General features: G+C 63.4%; 16 protein-coding genes. 10 read left to right on the forward strand and 6 right to left on the reverse strand.

Features of this window, described 5'->3' with window-relative positions:
- Positions 1 to 23: 23 nt before the first annotated feature.
- Entirely contained in the window at positions 24 to 1,274 is a 1,251-nt protein-coding gene (locus NLM33_RS43445; protein ID WP_254104580.1) for a flavin-dependent oxidoreductase, read from the forward strand.
- A 15-nt stretch (positions 1,275 to 1,289) separates the two neighbouring features.
- Here NLM33_RS43445 and NLM33_RS43450 read toward each other — a convergent pair whose 3' ends face one another.
- Together NLM33_RS43450 and NLM33_RS43455 are read right to left on the reverse strand one after the other, a co-directional pair.
- Positions 1,290 to 1,742 carry a cupin domain-containing protein gene (locus NLM33_RS43450; protein WP_254104582.1) on the reverse strand — a complete coding sequence of 151 codons (453 nt, stop codon included), beginning with the start codon at positions 1,740 to 1,742 and terminating at the stop codon, positions 1,290 to 1,292.
- Positions 1,743 to 1,779: 37 nt separating this feature from the next.
- Entirely contained in the window at positions 1,780 to 2,955 is a 1,176-nt protein-coding gene (locus NLM33_RS43455) for an ABC transporter substrate-binding protein (RefSeq protein ID WP_254104583.1), read from the reverse strand.
- 317 nt (positions 2,956 to 3,272) lie between these two features.
- On the opposite strand from NLM33_RS43455, the gene NLM33_RS43460 reads away from it, so the two are divergent.
- The 3 genes from NLM33_RS43460 to NLM33_RS43470 all read left to right on the forward strand — a co-directional run bounded on the left by NLM33_RS43460 (position 3,273) and on the right by NLM33_RS43470 (position 6,066).
- A complete protein-coding gene (locus NLM33_RS43460; RefSeq protein ID WP_254104585.1) occupies positions 3,273 to 3,764 on the forward strand; it encodes a MarR family winged helix-turn-helix transcriptional regulator in 492 nt (163 codons plus the stop codon).
- 139 nt (positions 3,765 to 3,903) lie between these two features.
- Positions 3,904 to 5,595 (forward strand): benzoate-CoA ligase family protein, encoded by a 1,692-nt coding sequence (locus NLM33_RS43465; RefSeq protein ID WP_254104586.1) that lies wholly within the window; start codon positions 3,904 to 3,906, stop codon positions 5,593 to 5,595.
- A 15-nt stretch (positions 5,596 to 5,610) separates the two neighbouring features.
- On the forward strand, positions 5,611 to 6,066 hold the full coding sequence (locus NLM33_RS43470) for a RidA family protein (protein WP_254104587.1): 456 nt from the start codon (positions 5,611 to 5,613) through the stop codon (positions 6,064 to 6,066).
- Positions 6,067 to 6,100: 34 nt separating this feature from the next.
- Here NLM33_RS43470 and NLM33_RS43475 read toward each other — a convergent pair whose 3' ends face one another.
- Complete coding sequence (locus NLM33_RS43475) at positions 6,101 to 6,829, reverse strand: CBS domain-containing protein (protein ID WP_254104588.1); 729 nt, start codon at positions 6,827 to 6,829, stop codon at positions 6,101 to 6,103.
- Between the two features lie 13 nt (positions 6,830 to 6,842).
- Here NLM33_RS43475 and NLM33_RS43480 point away from each other — a divergent pair, with 13 nt between their 5' ends.
- Positions 6,843 to 7,379: a hypothetical protein gene (locus NLM33_RS43480; RefSeq protein ID WP_254104589.1), complete on the forward strand. Its 537-nt coding sequence runs from the start codon at positions 6,843 to 6,845 to the stop codon at positions 7,377 to 7,379.
- Positions 7,380 to 7,500: 121 nt separating this feature from the next.
- On the opposite strand, the gene NLM33_RS43485 is transcribed toward NLM33_RS43480, so the two are convergent.
- From NLM33_RS43485 to NLM33_RS43495, 3 genes are read right to left on the reverse strand one after another with little or no spacing between them, the layout of a single operon-like run.
- Positions 7,501 to 8,469, reverse strand: a complete 969-nt coding sequence (locus NLM33_RS43485) for a CHAD domain-containing protein (protein ID WP_254104590.1) — start codon at positions 8,467 to 8,469, stop codon at positions 7,501 to 7,503.
- Positions 8,470 to 8,477: 8 nt separating this feature from the next.
- Positions 8,478 to 10,019 (reverse strand): bifunctional aminoglycoside phosphotransferase/ATP-binding protein, encoded by a 1,542-nt coding sequence (locus NLM33_RS43490; RefSeq protein ID WP_254104591.1) that lies wholly within the window; start codon positions 10,017 to 10,019, stop codon positions 8,478 to 8,480.
- Between the two features lie 12 nt (positions 10,020 to 10,031).
- Positions 10,032 to 11,015: a zinc-dependent alcohol dehydrogenase family protein gene (locus tag NLM33_RS43495; protein WP_254104592.1), complete on the reverse strand. Its 984-nt coding sequence runs from the start codon at positions 11,013 to 11,015 to the stop codon at positions 10,032 to 10,034.
- Between the two features lie 178 nt (positions 11,016 to 11,193).
- Between NLM33_RS43495 and NLM33_RS43500 the strand changes: the two genes are divergently transcribed.
- The 5 genes from NLM33_RS43500 to NLM33_RS43520 all read left to right on the forward strand — a co-directional run bounded on the left by NLM33_RS43500 (position 11,194) and on the right by NLM33_RS43520 (position 18,112).
- The gene (locus NLM33_RS43500) at positions 11,194 to 12,036 is read left to right on the forward strand and encodes a universal stress protein (protein ID WP_254104593.1); all 843 of its coding nucleotides are present in this window, start codon (positions 11,194 to 11,196) and stop codon (positions 12,034 to 12,036) included.
- A gap of 167 nt (positions 12,037 to 12,203) precedes the next feature.
- On the forward strand, positions 12,204 to 14,897 hold the full coding sequence (locus tag NLM33_RS43505) for a bifunctional acetate--CoA ligase family protein/GNAT family N-acetyltransferase (RefSeq protein ID WP_254104594.1): 2,694 nt from the start codon (positions 12,204 to 12,206) through the stop codon (positions 14,895 to 14,897).
- Positions 14,898 to 15,086: 189 nt separating this feature from the next.
- Positions 15,087 to 16,223, forward strand: coding sequence for an ABC transporter permease (locus NLM33_RS43510; RefSeq protein ID WP_254104595.1), 1,137 nt, complete (start codon positions 15,087 to 15,089; stop codon positions 16,221 to 16,223).
- Between the two features lie 2 nt (positions 16,224 to 16,225).
- Entirely contained in the window at positions 16,226 to 17,005 is a 780-nt protein-coding gene (locus NLM33_RS43515; protein ID WP_254104596.1) for an ABC transporter ATP-binding protein, read from the forward strand.
- A 3-nt stretch (positions 17,006 to 17,008) separates the two neighbouring features.
- Entirely contained in the window at positions 17,009 to 18,112 is a 1,104-nt protein-coding gene (locus NLM33_RS43520; protein WP_254104597.1) for an MlaD family protein, read from the forward strand.
- The last annotated feature ends 169 nt before the right edge of the window (positions 18,113 to 18,281 follow it).

Below are 18,281 nucleotides of genomic sequence, written 5' to 3' on the forward strand. Positions count from 1 at the left end.
GTGTATCGAGTGGAGTTTGGGCGATGAAGGTGATTATCGTCGGTGGCGGTATCGGAGGTCTCACCACGGCGTTGATGCTGCGGGCCCGCGGCATTGCTTGCGAGATCTTTGAACAAGCCGATACCATTCGCGAGCTCGGCGTCGGCATCAACACCCTGCCGCATGCCATGCGCGAGCTTGCCGGGCTTGGTCTCCTGCCGAAGCTCGACGAGGTCGCGATCTGCACCGACCAGCTCTATTATCTCAATCGTCATGGTCAGGAAGTCTGGCGCGAAGCGCGCGGCATCGACGCGGGTCATGATGTGCCGCAATTCTCGATTCATCGCGGCCGTCTGCAGGGCGTCATCCACCGCGCGGTCGAGGAGCGGCTCGGGCCCGAGATCATTCACACCGGCTGTCGCCTCGGCGCCTTCACCCAGGACGAAGGCGGCGTCACCGCCTATTTCTTTGATCGCTCCGGCGGACACGTCCACACGGGGCGTGGTGACATCCTGATCGGTGCGGACGGCATCCATTCCCGGGTGCGCGAGACGTTGTTTCCCAACGAGGGGCCGCCTTGCTGGAACGGTCTGATGCTGTGGCGCGGTGCGCGCGACTGGCCGGTGTTTCTCACCGGCAAGTCGATGATCGTCGCCGGTGGCCTGAACGCCAAGGTCGTGGTCTATCCGATCGCGGAGGGCTCGAGCCCCGCGAGCCGCCTCACGAACTGGGCGGTGCTGGTGAAGATCGGTGAGGGCAATGCGCCGCCGCCGCGCAAGGAGGACTGGTCGCGGCCGGGCCGGCGTGAAGAATTGATGCCGCACGTCGCGCGCTTCTCGGTGCCCTATATCGACGTCAAGAGCCTGATCTCGGCAACGCCGGAGTTCTACGAATATCCCACCTGTGACCGCGATCCCTTGCCCCATTGGTCATCGGGGCGGGTCACGCTGCTGGGCGATGCCGCGCATCCGATGTATCCGGTCGGCTCGAACGGCGCGTCTCAGGCGATTCTCGATGCGCGCTGCCTTGCGGATCTGCTGGCACGCTGCGAACACCCGCGCCAGGCGCTGGTCGAGTATGAGAAGAAGCGCCTGCCGATGACGGCCGAGATTGTCCGCTCCAATCGTCGCGGCGGCCCCGAAGGGGTGATCGACGCGGTCGAGCAGCTCGCGCCGGATGGTTTCGACAATGTCGAGAACGTCCTGAGCTACTCGCAGCGCGAGGCGATCGTACGGGGCTATGCGACGAAGGCCGGTTTTGCCGCGGTGCCTGGTCTTGCCGCGGTCAGGGCGTGATCCGACGCCCTCCGCCTAGGACGGCGGCGGGGGCAGGAAGTGGATGTTGAACTCCGCTGCCATCGCGACGACGTCCTCAGGCTTCTGCTCCTTCATGTTGTGAAGGCCCCAGAACAGGTCATAGAGCTTGCGGCTCGGTGATACCCAAAACAGCACCTTCGCCGTCTGCTCCGACTTGTTGAAGATTCCGTGCGGGACGCCCATGCCGAGGCGGATCAAATCGCCAGGTGTCGCCTGCGCTTCGGTGTTGCCGAGCACGAAGTCGAGCTTTCCCTCCAGCATATAGAGATACTCGTCCTGGTCCGGATGGATGTGCGGCGGCACGAAGGTGCCGGGCGGCAGCGTCGCATGCCAGGAAAAGCTGTGCTCGGCATAGCTCTTTGGCACATAGGTCTGGCCGAGAATGTTCCAGGAAATGCCCTGGATGCCCTCATTGGCCCTGGTGATGCCGGTGATCTCGCTCTTCACTTGAATTCCTCCCTTTACTCGACCTTCAATGCGGCATTCAGTTCGCCGCCTTGCAGTCTTTTGCGTAACGGTCGCCGTAGTTCTCGAAGACCTTTTGAACGATCTCGGTCTGGAATTTTCCGTCAGGGCGCTTGGCGACCTTGGTCAGATAGAAATCCTGGATCGGATAGCCGTTGGTGTTGAATTTGAAGGAGCCGCGCAGCGAGGTGAAGTCGGCCTTCTTCAGTGCCGCACCCATGGCGTCCTTGTTGGCGAGGTCGCCCTTCACCGCCTTGACCGCGCTGTCGATCAACATCGCGGCGTCGTAGGCCTGGAAAGCATAGGTGCCGGGCACGCTGTTGTAGGCGGCTTCATAGGCGGCGACGAACTTCTTGTTTTGCGGATTGTCGAGGTTGGGCGCCCAGTTCGCGCCGCCGAACATGCCCACGGCCGCATCCTGCTGCGCCGGCAAGGTCGATTCGTCCACCGTGAAGGCCGACAGCACCGGGATCGTATCGGCAAGCCCTGCCTGCCGGTACTGCTTGACGAGGTTCACGCCAAGGCCACCGGGCATGAAGGTGAAGAGCGCATCGGGCTTCAGCGAAGAAATCTTCGAAAGCTCAGGCTGGAAGTCCAGCGTGTTGAGCGGCATATAGGATTCTTCGACGATTTCGCCCTTGTAGTCGAGCTTGAAACCGGCCGCGGAATCCTTGCCCGCCTGATAGTTCGGCACCATCACATACATGCGCTTGTAGCCGCGATCCTGGGCCACCTTGCCGAGGATCTCGTGCACCTGATCGTTCTGGTAGGAGGTCACGTAGAAGAACGGGCTGCAGTCCTTGCCGGCAAAGGTCGACGGGCCGGCATTGGGGCTGATCAGGAATGTCTTGGACTCCGTGACGGGGCGATGGATCGCTTGCAGGATGTTGGAGAAGATCGGTCCGACCACGAAATCGACCTTGTCGCGCTCGAGCAGGCCCTTGACCTTGGTCACCGCCGCATCCGGCTTCAGCTCGTCATCGACCACCACGACCTCGACATCGCGGCCGCCCATCTTGTTGCCGAGATCCTTGACCGCGAGCGCAAAGCCGTCGCGAACCTGCTGGCCGAGCGCGGCGGCGGGCCCCGACAAGGTCACGATCACGCCGAGCTTGATCTTCTCCTGCGCCAGTGCCGGGTCCAGTGCGGCGCCGACGAGCAGAGCCAATCCCGCCAACTTCAGTTGCTTCTTCATGATCTCTTCCCCGATATGCTCGCGCTCACGCTACAGTCGTTCGATCCAAGCTTATTCTGATGACGGCATCCGCGGCAAGCCGAGCCGAAGCTTGCTGCATCTTGCATTGCGCCATCAACCCCGCGCGATCAGCCCTGTGCGATCACCCCTGCGCTATATGCAAGCGGCGCGCCAATTGCTTGAAGCCTAAAGAAATTCGGCCCGCGCTGGTTGTTCGGCACGTTTTGGGCTTGCGGCGAAGCGGAAATTATTTGAAGCTCAAAACGACCGTTGGCTCGCTTCCGCCGCCAGTGCTGTGACATAGTGACCGCACCACGATGCTCGATTCCGAGACCAAGGCTGTCGAACTTCCCGAAGACCACGCCGAAGAGCTTCGGCTGTGGCTGCGTCTGTTGACCTGTACGACCCTGATCGAGGGTGAGGTGCGCGGCCGCCTTCGGGAGCGGTTCGACGTTACGTTGCCTCGTTTCGATCTGATGGCGCAGCTCGACAAGGCGCCGGACGGCATGACCTTGTCCGACGTCTCCAAGCGCATGATGGTCTCCAACGGCAATGTCACCGGACTCGTCGAACGTCTCGTGGAATCCGGGCATCTCGACCGCCGCACGTCCGACACCGACCGCCGCGTCCAGGTCATCCGGCTGACGAAGCTTGGCCGCGCCGAGTTTCGCAAGATGGCCACGGAACACGAGACCTGGATTGCCGACGTCTTTGCCGATCTCACGCCAAAGGACGTGCGTGAATTGATGCGCCTCCTGGCCAAGACCAAGGCCTCGGCCCAGAAATCCGCTTCGCGCCGCAGAGCGTAGGCTGTTCCGCGGCGAACTCCCCCTGCCATCAGAAAAAGCGCGTGATCTCCAAAATCTGCTATTGCGTCAAATTATTTTAAGCCTAAAATGATTTCCAGATAGTGCTGCCGGGTGCTCTCCAAGCTGAAAGGAGCGTGCGATGGCTAACGCCGCCAAGGTTCAACTCCCGGGCTCATATGACGGCAGGGCTGGGACGGCTCACGCCGACACCTTTGCTCTGCAACATCTACCGCCTCGCGATCTATGGCCCGAGTTCGTCTTCACGCGGCCGGAGCTGCAATATCCGCCGCGATTGAACTGCGTCAGTTACTTCCTTGATCGCTGGGTCGAGCAGGGGCATGGCGATGCGCCTTGCGCGATCAGTCCTTCCGTCAGCTACAGCTATCGCGAGCTGCAACAGCTCGTGAACCGCATTGCCAATGTGCTGGTCGGCAAGCTCGGTCTCGTGAGCGGCGGGCGCGTCCTGCTCCGCTCGGCGAACAATCCCATGATGGTCGCGACCTATCTTGCTGTCATCAAGGCCGGCGGCATCGTGGTTGCGACCATGCCGTTGTTGCGCGCCAAGGAGCTTCTGTATCCGATTCAGAAGGCTGAGATCACGCTGGCGTTGTGCGACGGCAAGTTATCCGATGAAATGGAGAAGGCGAAAGCGGCAGCGCCCGCGCTGAAGCACGTCGTCTACTGGGGCAGTGGTGCTGCGGACTCGCTGGAAGCGCTGACCGCAGACGCGAGCCCCGAGTTCGAGGCGGTCGACACGGCGTCCGACGATGTTTGCCTGATCGCCTTCACCTCGGGCACGACAGGCGACCCCAAGGGCACCATGCATTTCCATCGGGATATGCTGGCGGTCTGTGATGGCTATGCGCGCAACATCCTGCGGGCGAAGCAGGACGATCGTTTCATCGGTTCGGCGCCGCTCGCCTTTACGTTTGGCTTCGGCGGCGTGTTGTTCCCGATGCATATCGGCGCGTCCTTCGTCGTCCTGGAGAAGACCTCGCCGGACGATTTTCTTGCGGCCATCGAGCGCTACAAGACCACCGTCTGCTTCACGGCGCCGACGGCGTACCGTGCGATGCTCGGCAAGATCGCTGGCCGCGATATCTCGTCCCTGCGCAAGTGCGTCTCCGCCGGCGAGACCCTGCCCAAGCCGACATTCGACGCCTGGCTGAACGCAACGGGCATCAAATTGATGGACGGCATCGGCTCGACCGAATTGCTGCACATCTTCATCAGCGCGACGGAAGATGAGATTCGCCCCGGCGCCACCGGCAAGCCGGTGCCGGGCTACGAGGCCAAGATCGTCGATGATGACGGCAACGACGTGCCATCAGGCACGATGGGGCGCCTGGCGGTCCGAGGGCCGACCGGATGCCGCTATCTTGCCGACGAGCGGCAGCGCAAATACGTCCACAATGGCTGGAACATCACCGGTGACACCTATGTGATGGATGCCGACGGGTACTTCTGGTACCAGTCGCGCTCCGACGACATGATCGTTTCGGCCGGCTACAACATCGCCGGTACGGATGTCGAGGCTGCGCTCATGACGCATCCGGCGGTCGCCGAATGCGGCGTCGTCGGAGCACCCGATGAGGCGCGCGGCATGATCGTGAAGGCGTATGTGATCCTCGCTCCCGGCGTCGTGCCGGACGCGCGGCTTGCGACCGAGCTGCAAGAGCATGTCAAGCGCGAGATCGCGCCTTACAAGTATCCGCGCGCGATCGAGTTCGTGACGCAATTGCCAAAGACCGAGACGGGCAAGTTGAAGCGCTTCGCCCTGCGGCAGATGGCGCAGGCGGCGGCTTCGTCGCCTGGCGTCGAGATCAAATAAGAGAGGAATGGACGATTGTCTGCAACAACGCCGAACAGTCCGCAGCTTGCATCGCTGCCGATCAGGGAAGATGCGTCTCCGACCCGGATCCTGCAGCCCTCCGGCTGGCCGATGCCGAAGGGTTATGCCAACGGCGTGGCCGCGGAAGGACGCATCGTCGTCACCGGCGGGGTGATCGGCTGGGACGCAGAAGAGCGCCTTGCGGATGGCTTTGTCGCGCAGGTTCGTCAGGCGTTGAGCAACATCGCGGCGATCCTCGCGGAGGGAGGCGCGCGGCCGGAGCACCTCGTGCGTCTCACATGGTACGTCGTTGACATGGACGAGTACCTGGCCAACCTGAAGTCGCTCGGCCGGATTTACCGGGAGATTTTTGGCGCGCATTATCCGGCGATGGCGCTGGTACAGGTCGTCAGGCTGGTCGAGAAGGCGGCGCGCGTCGAAATCGAAGCCACCGCCGTAATTCCACGCTGAAATACCGATCAGCCTGCCTTATCCGCCCGCCTTGTCAGCTCGCCTTGGCGAGATCGTCGTCCTCCGGTGAATTCAGATAGACGCCGGAGATAGTATCGACCCAGCACAGATGGTCGTGCACGTTCTTCACGCCGTCGATATTCTCGGTCAAGACGATTGCCGCCCGGCGCGCGCTCTCGTCCGTGATGACGCCGCTCAGGTGGACGATGCCGTCGCGGACGATGACGTTCAGTCCGAACGGGCACCAGTCGTTCTTTTCCATCGCGTCGATGATGCGGCCGCGAATGTGATCGTCGTCCGCCGTGGGATCGGGCACCTGGCGGGCAAGGCTCGCGACTGCCTGGAGCAGGTTGGCGCGGGAGACGAGGCCGACGACCTTGTCGCCCCGCACCACGGGCAGGCGCTTGATGTTGTTCTGCTCCATGATGTCGACGATCTCGGCAAGCGCCGTATCCTCGGTGATGGTCACGGGTGAGGTCGTCATCACCTCGGAAACCTTGCGGCCGTGTTCCTGAACGAAATCGCTGGCCGATTGGCCGGGGCCGAGGATGAATTTCAGCCAGCGGCCACGCTTGCGTTGGGTGCCGATCTCGCTGCGTCGGATGAAGTCGCCCTCCGACACGACGCCGACCAGCTTGCCGGTCCCATCGACCACGGGAAGACCGCTGACATGGCGCTTCAGCATGATGTTTGCGGCTTCGACGATGGTGGTGTCGGGCGTGACCGAGATGACGGACCGGGTCATGATCTGGTGGGCGCGCATGGTGTAGCTCCGCATGTCCTGGCAGGAATTCGATGTTGTGAGCTTAGTGCTGGCTGGACTTGGCGATTTGACGCAGGTCAATCGGCGAGGGGCGCCGCCGCACTTGACGCAGCTCAAGGTGCGCCAGGCCCAAGGTCATATTCTGGAACTGAAAGTCCGGGGGGCCAGCGAGGAGGTCACCTTGAGCGAACTCGCCAGACTGCAGGATTTTTCGCCCGAGAAGCTGGTATCGGATCCCGCCCGGCAGGTCGCGGAGGCGAACCGGCGTGCGTGCGATCTCATGTTCAGCGCGCAACGACTGTTCCTCGACGAGGTTGTCTTCGTCGCCAACGAGTTCCTGGACCGGACGCAGACCGAGACGCATTTGTACGCGGAGTTCCTCTCGAAACTGGCCGCCTCGCACTCGGTCAAGGACTGGAGGACGCTCTGCGCCGAATGCGGACAGCATCAACTCGATTTCATCCGCCGCGACTGCGATCGGCTGTTCAGGCACGGCGACAGAGTGATCGCGACGACCATCGGCCTCTTCAATGTTGCGTCTCGCGATTGAGCCCGAAATCGGGAGTGCGAACGAGGAGTGCGAACGATATGTGAGCCATGAGCGCCGGAAAGACCTTGATCCTCCAGCGGGCTGATCATCTGCCGAATGCACCCGGCGACTACGTCCTGAGCTAGTCGGCGGGCTCCGTGCCGAGCGTCAATCCGGAGGCTCGAAAAGGCCTCGCCTTGTCGAGCTTCCTGTAGGCGGTCGCCGCCGTCTGCAACAGTTTCTTCTCGCGCTTGCGACCGAGGAAGTGGAGGCTGACGGGCGACCCCTCGCCATCGAGCGCCTTGGCAAGCGCGCGGCCTCTTGCATCGTCATTGAGCTGCCCAAGGCTACGTTGTGCCCGGCGCAGCTGTTTGAGGATAGCCTTCCGCTTCTCAAGCGACTCATCGACGAACAGGTCTTCGAGGGATTCAACCGCATAGGTCAACCGCTTGTTGCGAAGCCGCAAGCGATGCCGCTTCTTCACACCGAGCTCGTCGAGCTTGCGCGACTTCTTCAGAAGGATCCTTTCCCACTCCGCCAGCCGCTGGCCTGCATGTTCGGCGAGCTGGGCGCGGCGCAATCTGATGGCCTCCTTGGTTCGTCTGGTTGACCAGGGCCCGCTCTCGATCCAGCCGGATGTCTGCTCGATCAGGCGGCGATAGCGGGCCGATTGCAACGCCCGCGCCAGAAGACGATGGCTTTCGGCCCGCTTTTCCTGCCACGACTGAAGCTGCGCGATCAGGGCCAGCTCCTCGCCGCTGGCAGCAACTATGCGCTCGATCGCGACATCGAGATCGCGCACCATGCCGAGTTGCCTGTGCAGCCATTTCAGCTCGGTCCAGACGACAGGCCGCACGGTATCGTCGACCATGGGAGAAAAGAAACGGATGGCGGTGCGAAGATGTGTGAGCGCGATGCGTATCTGGTGCAGGGCGTCGGGATCGCCGCTGCATGTTCCCTCGTGCTGGGCCATGACCGCATTGAGGTGACGGCGGGCTACGATTCGAAATGCGGTATCGCAGGCCATTCCGGCACTGAGGCGGGCCGGCGAGGTGTTCCGTGCCGATGCCGGCTTGACGCGGGCCTCCGGTGTCGTGATGGGTCGCGCCATCGTCTTGCTTACCTGTCCCCCGCCATCCCGATCCGGCAACGGTCGCGTGTCTGCTCTGGTGTCCCTGAGGCGTCGACGATTCTCCAGTCCAGATCGCCGATATTATAGCGCTCCTGAAGCTCGGCAACCTCTCGCGTTGCATCGGACGCATCGTCCCGCCGGCTGCCGATACGCGCCTGGCGCGTTGCCAGGTCCGCAACCAGGAAGAGCCCGCTCAGAGGGACGTTGCACGCCCACGCCAATGTGGCCATCTCGTTCCGCTCGGATTGCTGCGCAAAGACCGCATCGACGATGACCGAATGTCCCTGCGCCAGAATGCGCCGCGCGCGCTCGGCCAGGGCATCATAGACCCGCGCGGTAACATCGGGCTGATAGGCGGATTGCGGCAGCCGGTCTGTTTCGTTGACCCCGAACAGTTGTTTTCGAACAACGTCGCTGCGCAGCACGACGGCTCCCGGCCGTGGCGGGACGAGGGGCGCGAGCATGCGCGCGAGCAGCGATTTTCCGGTCCCCGAAAGGCCGCCGACCGCGATCAAGCGGGGAGCCGGCGGATTGATCAGCGCCTGGGCCAGTCGAAAATAGAGGCGCGCATCTTCGATGATCACGCTCTCATCAGCGTGCGGCCGCGCCAGCTTCGCGAGCTGCACCTGGGCGCGGATCGCCGCGCGGATGGACATGAACAGGGGAAGCGCGCCGAGCGCCTCGTCGTTTTCGGGCTCGGTGGTGACGAGGTAGCGATTGAGGATCACATTTGCGGCCGACTGCTGCTCATGATGCAGCAGGTCCATCAGCGTGAATCCGAGATCATAGAACACGTCGATCGAAGCCATCTCCGGATCGAACTCGATGGCATCGAACAGAGTTGGCTGGTTGTCGATCAGCACGATGTTTCCCAGATGCAGATCGCCGTGGCAGCGTCGCACGAAACCCCGGCGTCCGCGATCGTCTAGCAGGTCCCGAACGCGCAGGAATGCGTGGTGTGAAGCCCGTGCCAACTCGTCGATCTCGGTCGTCGAGACATGGCCGCCGCGCCGCAGACCCGCGCTATTTCCGTCGATGAGCGCCGGGATGGTTCCAATCCAGCGTGGTGCCTCGAGGCGCGCTGCGACCGCGTGCGAGGCCGCGATCGCATCGGCGATGCCCGTGGCGAGCTGCACATCCAGCGGGCCCGCCTTTGCCAGATGATCCAGCGTCCGGCTTTCGTCGAAGCGGGTCATGTCCACGGCGAACTCGATTGCCGGGCCTTCTCCTCCAATCCTCAGCGAGCCGTCACGCTCCTCCGTGATCGCCACCACGCCCCGGTAGATCTGCGGCGCCAAGGGCTGGTTGATCCTGATTTCCTCCTCGCAGGCCGCCTTTCTCTTCTCCAGCGTCGAATAGTCGAGGAAGGGAAAGCGGACCGCCCGCTTGATCTTCAATGCGCGGTTGCCGTCGAGAAAAACCGAAGCAGCATGCGTATCGATCCGCGTGACGCCGGGATGCGTCGTCGGATCGGTCAGGAATGCGAAGATCCGCTCCTGGGTCGACGTGTCTTTGTGAGAGGTCGTCATGTGCCGATATCGTCAAGGCCGCAGCACGGCCGCTCCCAGGATCTGCCCGCTCCGCAACCTGTCCAGAACCTCGTTGGCCTCGCTCAGCGCAAAGACGGTTGTCTCGGTCCAGACGCCGGCCTGCGGCGCAATTTTCAGAAAATCCAATCCATCCTGACGGGTCAAGTTGGCGACGGAAAGCAGCTGCCGTTCCTCCCAGAGCAGGCTGTAGGGAAAGCTCGGAATGTCGCTCATGTGAATCCCGGCGCAGACCACGCGGCCGCCTTTGCGGACCGCGCGCAAGGCGGCCGGCACGAGCTCGCCGGCAGGCGCGTAGATGATCGCGGCGTCGAGCGGTGCGTCAGGTAGCTCGTCCGATGCGCCTGCCCAGACGGCGCCGAGCTTGCGCGCAAAATTCTGCGCCGCGATGTCGCCGCGGCGCGTAAACCCATAGACCGATCGCCCCTGCCATGCCGCGACCTGGGCGACGATGTGGCCCGCGGCTCCGAAGCCATAGATTCCGAGCCTTTCCGCGTGTCCTGCCATCACCAGCGAACGCCAGCCGATCAGGCCCGCGCACAGCAGCGGCGCAATCGCCACGTCGTCGCCATCCTCGCCAAGCGGAAATGCATAGCGTGCATCGGCAATGGCATGCGTCGCATAGCCGCCGTCGCGGGTGCAGCCGGTGAACAATGGATGGTCGCAGAGATTTTCCATGCCTTCGCGGCAGAACCGGCAGGTGCCGCAGGTATAGCCGAGCCAGGGGATGCCGACGCGATCCCCCAGCCGATGCGTCGTCACATTGGGCCCGATGAGATCGACGCGGCCGACGATCTCATGGCCGGGGACGATCGGATAGCGGATGTCTGGCAATTCGCCGTCAACCACATGAAGGTCGGTACGGCATACGCCGCAGGCGCTGACCTTCACCCGGATCTGGCCGTCGCCGGGAATCGGGTCGGGCCGCTCATCCATCCGGAACCGCGCTCGCGGGCCGGGCAGCACCATCGCACGCATCAGTTTCTCCGGAGCGCATCGCAGCGATTGTGCCCACTCTAGCGTGGGAACACGGCAAGTCCTTGACGCCCATCAAGTCTCGTCGTCGGCTTGCCGGCCGGTGGTCCCCCTTGGCCTTGACAAGGATCAAGGGCGGGGTGGGAAGGCGGTCTATTTTGACCGACAGAGGAGAATCCCGATGCCCATCAAGGACGTCTTTCTGCCGCTTGTTGGTGAGCCGAGCAAGCCGGCACTGGCCGCGATCGAGACATGCGTGGCGGCAGCCGCCGATCTCGGTGCGAAGATCACCGCGTTCGCCGTGGAGGAGGATATTCTCGTCCGGCCAAAAGTGGTGATCTCGTCCGATCTGGACAATTCAGCGCAGGCTCAGGCCGTGCGCAGTGTGACGAGGGCGCAGGATCTCCTGAATGCGTTCAGGACGGCCGCATCCCGCTTGGGCATTCGGGCTGACAGCCAGTTGCACAAACTTCAGGCGGAGGCGATTGCGTCGGCGGTCGCGGAGCGCGCGCGTTACAGCGATCTCACGCTGGTCCCGGTCAAGGCCAACGACAGCCGTTCGGAACGCCTGATCGAGCAGTTGATTTTCGAATCCGGGCGGCCTCTTTTGCTCTGTCCCGAAGCCCATGCCGACAAGCTGCGGGTTGAATTCGAGAACGTCATGATCGCGTGGGACCATTCTGCGCGCGCGGCGCGGGCGGTGGGCGATGCGCTGCCGATCCTGCAGGCGGCGGCCTCGGTTCGGATCGTCACCGTCACGGACGAACAGACCGATGACGTCATGAGATCCGGGGCCGGTCTCGTCGACCATCTCAGGGAGCACGGGGTGCCTGCGTCCTTTGAACCCGTCAGGATCGACGGCAGCTCGATCGGCAAGGTGCTCGGGAGCTGGGCAGGTGAGCACGCCATCGATGCGATCGTCATGGGAGCCTATCAGCATTCCCGCCTGAACGAGATCGTCTGGGGCGGCGTGACCAAGACCGTCATCGGCGAGCCACCCTGTTGGGTTATGATGTCGCACTGAGGCATGATCCGGAAAAGTGTGAAACGGTTTTCCGAAAAGATCATGCTCAAGCAACAGCCTAAAGCGCGATGACGATTCATACTGATCTCATCGCGCTTTAGGGCGTTAGCCATCCGTCATGGCCGGGTTCCACGCACGTGGCCTGGCGCCGAATGAATGATTGCGACATGTCGACCTATCGTCTGAAGAATTTGCTGTCGCCCAGATCGGTGGCGCTCGTCGGAGCCAGCCCGCGCCACGTGTCGGTGGGGCGCGCGGTTCTGGAAAACATCCGCAAGGCCCGCTTTGCGGGCGAACTGGGGCTGGTGAACGCGCGCTATGCCGAGATCGCCGGCGTTCCCGCAGTGGACAGTCTCGACAAGCTGCCATTCGTGCCGGAGCTGGTTGTCATCACCGCGCCGGCGAGCGAGGTCCCCGGCATCATCGAGCAGGCCGGTCGCCGCGGCTCGGCGGGCGCGCTGATCGTGAGCGCGGGCCTCGGGCATGGGCCGGGATCCCTTGAAGAGGCGGCGCTCGTCGCGGCGCAGAGACACGGCATGCGGCTGATCGGTCCCAATTGCCTGGGGATCATGATGCCCGGCGTGAGCCTGAACGCGAGCTTCTCCGCGCATATGCCCGGCGCAGGCAGCCTGGCGCTGATCTCGCAGTCCGGCGCGATCGCCGCCGGCATGGTGGATTGGGCGGCGCAGCGTGGTGTCGGCTTCTCCGGGATCGTCTCGATCGGCGACCAGCGCGACGTGGATATCGCCGATCTCCTCGACTACTTCGCGCTCGACCACAAGACGCGCGCGATCCTGCTCTATATCGAGGCTATCAAGGACGCACGGAAATTCATGTCGGCGGCACGCGCTGCGGCGCGGGTCAAGCCGGTGGTCGTCGTGAAGTCCGGCCGCATGGCGCAAGGCGCGCGCGCGGCTGCGACGCATACCGGCGCTCTCGCCGGTGCCGATGCGGTTTACGACGCGGCGTTCCGCCGCGCCGGCATGCTGCGTGTATCGGACCTGCGCGAGCTGTTCGACTGTGCGGAGACGCTCGGCCGCGTCGAATCGCCGAACGGAAAGCGGCTCGCCATTCTCACCAATGGCGGCGGTATCGGCGTTCTCGCGGTCGATCGCCTCGTCGAGCTCGGCGGCATTCCCGCACCCATGATGCCGGAGACGCGGCAGAACCTCGATGCGGTGCTGCCGCCGACCTGGTCTGGTGCAAATCCTGTCGATATCGTCGGCGATGCCGACGCCGCGCGCTATGCGGCTGCGCTTGAAGTTCTGCTCGCCGATCCCGGCAACGACGCCGTGCTGGTGCTCAACGTCCAGACCGCGATCGCGTCCGCGTCCGATATTGCGACGACGGTGACTGAACTCGTCAGGAAATACCGCGAGCAGCATCGCAGCTGGGCGAAACCCGTGCTCGCCGCCTGGGTCGGCGCCGACCAGACAATCGTCGAGACGCTCTCAAGTGCGGGCATCCCGAACTACCCGACAGAAGACGATGCGGTGCGCGGCTTCATGCACCTGGTGCGACATCGCGAGCTCGTCGAGGAGCTCACGCAGGTGCCGCCCGCGATGCCCGACGCGTTTGCGCCCGACGTTGAAGCCGCCAGACAGATCGTGAGGACGGCCATTGCCGACGGCCGCAAATGGCTCGAGCCGGTCGAGATCAAGCGGCTGCTCGAGGCCTACGATATCGCCATGGTGCCGACCTACGCGGCCGTCGATGTCGAGCAGGCGGTCGTTTATGCCAGGGAGATGTTTGCGCAAGGCGCAACCGTCGTGCTCAAGATCCTGTCACGCGACATCGTGCACAAGTCCGACGTTGGCGGCGTCGTCCTCAACCTGACCACGCCCGAAGCCGTGCGCACGGCTGCTGCCGACATTCTGGCCCGGGCGAGGAAGCTGCGGCCCGAGGCGCGCATTTCCGGCGTCATCGTGCAGGCCATGGTCGTGAAGGCGAAGGCGCGTGAGCTCATCCTCGGTCTTGCCGACGACCCGACCTTCGGCACGGTCGTGGTCTTCGGGCGGGGCGGTACCGCGGTCGAGATCATCAATGACAAGGCGCTGGCGCTGCCGCCGCTCGACCTGCAGCTCGCCCGCGATCTGATCGAGCTCACCCGCGTCTCGCGCCTGTTGCGCGCCTATCGCGACGTGCCGGCGGTCAAGCAGGACGCCGTCGCGATGGTGCTGGTCAAGCTCGCCCAGATCTCCGCTGACATTCCCGAGATCCGGGAGTTGGACATCAATCCGCTGCTTGCCGACGAGACCGGGGTGACGGCGGTCGATGCGCGCGTCGCGGTCGGGGCGCCGCAGCGAAAGTTCGCTGGCTCAGGGCCCGGCAATTTTGCCGTCCGCGCCTATCCGTCGCAATGGGAGCGTCACCTCGAGCTTAAGGAGGGCTGGCGCATCTTCGTGAGGCCGATGCGTCCCGAGGACGAGCCGACCATTCACGAATTCCTGCGGCACGTGACGCCGCATGATTTGCGCCTGCGCTTCTTCGCACCGATGAAGGAGTTCACCCATCAGTTCATCGCGCGCCTGACCCAGCTCGACTATGCCCGCGCGATGGCCTTCATCGCCTTCGACGAGGCGACCGGCGACATGGTCGGCGTGGTCCGCATCCATTCGGACTCGATCTATGAGAACGGCGAGTACGCTATTCTGTTGCGGTCCGATCTGAAGGGCAGGGGACTCGGATGGGTCCTGATGCAGCTGATCATCGAATATGCGAGGTCGGAAGGACTGAAGGTCATATCGGGCGATGTGCTGCAGGAGAACATCGTGATGCTCGACATGTGCCGGCAGCTCGGCTTCGAGGTGAAGCCCGACCCGGTCGAGCCTGATATCTGCGACGTACGGCTGAAACTCTAACGCCGTGTCTCTGACGTCCGATTCACTGGACGTCATTTCGGGATCTCATTCCGGGGCGCGACGAAGTCGCGAGCCATGATGCGCAAGGAATGACGGAATTGACCGCTTGAGGCAGGTCAATCTGGCTGCCATGCGCCGGCCTAGAAACGCATGCTAGCTTGGGACCGGTTGTCCCGAGGAGGTGTGATCTTGAACGCTGAACCTCTGTTGGCGGCGATGCCGTCCGGCGACGTGCTCGAGCTGCGGCCGGCCGGGCCGTGGACTGCAGCCAATGTCTCGAAGCTCGAATCGCTGTCGCAATCGGTGAAGGCCGATGTCGAGCGGTCGAAGGCCGTGAAGCTGGACATGAGCGGGGTGAGCGAACTCGACACGCTCGGCGCGTGGCTGCTGGAGAAACTATCCCGCCGCAGCCCGTCGACGGGCAGCCCGGCTGAGTTCGTCGGCGTTGCCGACAATTATAGCGGCCTCATGGACGAGGTTCGTCAGGTCAATCGCAACAACCCCGCGCCCGTGCCGATACCCAACCCGGCCTTGCTGCGGCTGAACGATCTCGGCAAGGCGACGGTCGGCGCGCGGGAAGATATCGCGATCTTCCTGCAAATGCTGGGCGCTCTGTTCATGGCCTTGATCGGCGTCGTGCTGAGGCCGCGATCGTTGCGGCTGACCTCGCTGGTCTATCAGCTCTACCGCATCGGCTGGCAGGCGATCCCGATCATCATGCTCATCACCTTCCTGATCGGCGCGATCATCGCGCAGCAGGGCTTTTTTCATTTCCGCAGGTTCGGCGCCGAGTCATATACCGTCGACATGGTCGGCATTCTGGTGCTGCGCGAGCTCGGCGTCCTGATCGTCGCCATCATGGTCGCCGGGCGCTCGGGCAGCGCCTATACCGCCGAGCTAGGTTCGATGAAGATGCGCGAGGAGATCGATGCGCTCTCGACCATGGGGCTCGATCCGGTTGACGTGCTGATCCTGCCGCGCGTGATGGCGCTGGTCATTGCGCTCCCCATCCTGGCCTTCATCGGATCGATTGCCGCGCTCTATGGCGGCGGCCTGGTCGCGCAGTTCTACGGCGACATGGGGCCGGCGATCTATCTCGCGCGGCTGCACGAGGCGATCTCGGTCACCCATTTCAAGGTCGGCATCCTCAAGGCGCCGTTCATGGCGCTGGTGATCGGCATCGTCGCCTGCAGCGAGGGATTGCGCGTGAAGGGCAGTGCCGAGTCGCTGGGCAAGCAGACGACGACGTCGGTGGTGAAGTCGATCTTTCTCGTTATCGTGCTTGACGGCCTATTTGCGATCTTCTTTGCCTCGATCGGAATGTGACGATGGCTGATGCTTCTCAGGAGTTCGCGATCCGCGTCCGCGATCTCGTGGTCGGCTTCGGCCGCCAGATCGTGCTCGATCATCTGTCGCTCGACGTCCGCCGCGGCGAGATCCTCGGGTTGGTCGGAGCATCCGGTGGCGGCAAGTCAGTTCTCATGCGCACCATCATCGGCCTGATCCCACGTCGGAGCGGTGAGATCGACGTGATGGGCCAGCCGATCGGTGCGACGCACGACCGAGGCACCCAGAGCGTCGCGAGCCAATGGGGCATTCTGTTTCAGCAGGGTGCGCTGTTCTCATCGCTGACGGTGCGGCAGAACATCCAGTTTCCGCTCCGCGAAAATCTCGTCCTGTCGCAGGAGTTGATGGACGAGATCGCAACCGCAAAGCTCGAGATGGTGGGATTGCGGCCGCAGGACGGCGACAAATATCCGGCAGAACTGTCCGGCGGCATGACCAAGCGCGTGGCGCTGGCGCGTGCGCTGGCACTCGACCCGCCGATCCTGTTCCTGGACGAGCCGACCTCCGGCCTCGACCCGATCGCGGCCGGCGATTTCGACGCTTTGATCAAGACCTTGCAGAAGACCTTGGGGCTCACCGTGTTCATGGTTACCCATGATCTCGCCAGTCTCACGACCGTGTGCGATCGCGTCGCGGCGCTTGCAGACGGGAGGATCGTGGCGATCGGGCCGATGCGCGAGCTGCTTCAATCCGAGCATCCCTGGGTGCGAGCCTATTTCCACGGCAAGCGCTCCCAGATGCTGCAACCCCAGATGAGATGAGACATGGAAACCCGCGCTCCCTACGTCCTGATCGGCGCCTTCGTGATGGCTGCGATTCTCGCGGTCTTCGGTTTTATCTACTGGCTGAACAACACCGGCGGCATTGGGCCGCGCACCAGCTACCACGTGCAATTCCAGGGTCCGGTGCCCGGCCTTCTGGTCGGCGCCGGCGTGCTGTTCAACGGCATCCGTGTCGGCGAGGTCACGGCGCTTGCGCTGGCGCCGGACAATCCGCGCTTCGTCAATGCGACGATCTCGGTGGCCTCCGTCACGCCGGTGCGCGCCGACACCAAGGTCGGGCTCGATTTCCAGGGCCTGACCGGCGTGCCGGTGGTGGCGCTGGAAGGCGGCATGATGGTCGCAAAGCAGGGCGAGATGCCGGTGCTGATCGCCGACGCCGGTGCCGGACAGAGCATGACGCAGGCGGCGCGCGATGCTCTGCGCCGCGTGGATTCGGTGCTGGAAGAGAACTTCGGTCCACTCAAGGATACGATCGCCAATTTCAAGACCTTCTCGGACGGGCTTGCACGCAACACGGGCAAGCTCGACGGCATTGTCGCAGGATTGGAGAAGATGACAGGCGGTGGTGCTCCCACCCAGAAGATCACCTATGATCTTCGCGCGCCGCAGAACCTCGGCGCCGTAGGCAAGACCCTGTCGGAAGCGCTGGCAATCCCGGAACCGACCGCGGTCGCGATGTTGCAGACACAGCGGATGCTGTTCTCACCGACCGGCGACTATCCCGGCTTTGCCGAGTTCCTGTGGGCCGACAGCATTCCCAAGCTGCTGCAGGCAAGACTCATTGACAGTTTCGAGAACTATGACATTGCCCACGCCCCGTTGCGAACGAGCGATGTCGGTCAGGCGGACCATCAGCTCCTGATCGACGTCAGGCGCTTCCGGATCTCGACCGACGGCGATCCGGTCGCGGAGATCAGCCTCACGGCCAGGATCGTCGACAAGAGCGGCAAGGTGATCGCCTCGCGTCTTCTGGAGGCGAACGAAAATCTCGACAAGGTCGAGCCGGCGGCCGCGGTCGAGGCCTTCAATGCCGCCTTCGCGCGGATCGCCAAGGAGCTGATCGGCTGGACCGTGCAGTCGGTCTAGTCTTACTGCGTCAAAGACCCTCATGGTAAGGAGCGCGGAGCGCGTCTCCGGACGATGCTGCGCATCGCCGGGCGAACCAAGAAGGCCCGGATCTCACCCGCGGCCATCCTTCGAGACGCGCGTTCCGCGCTCCTCAGGATAAGGAAAGGAGTGCTCGTGACGCAGTCGT

Origin of the sequence: Bradyrhizobium sp. CCGUVB1N3 (assembly GCF_024199925.1) — a bacterium.
Classification (GTDB): domain Bacteria; phylum Pseudomonadota; class Alphaproteobacteria; order Rhizobiales; family Xanthobacteraceae; genus Bradyrhizobium.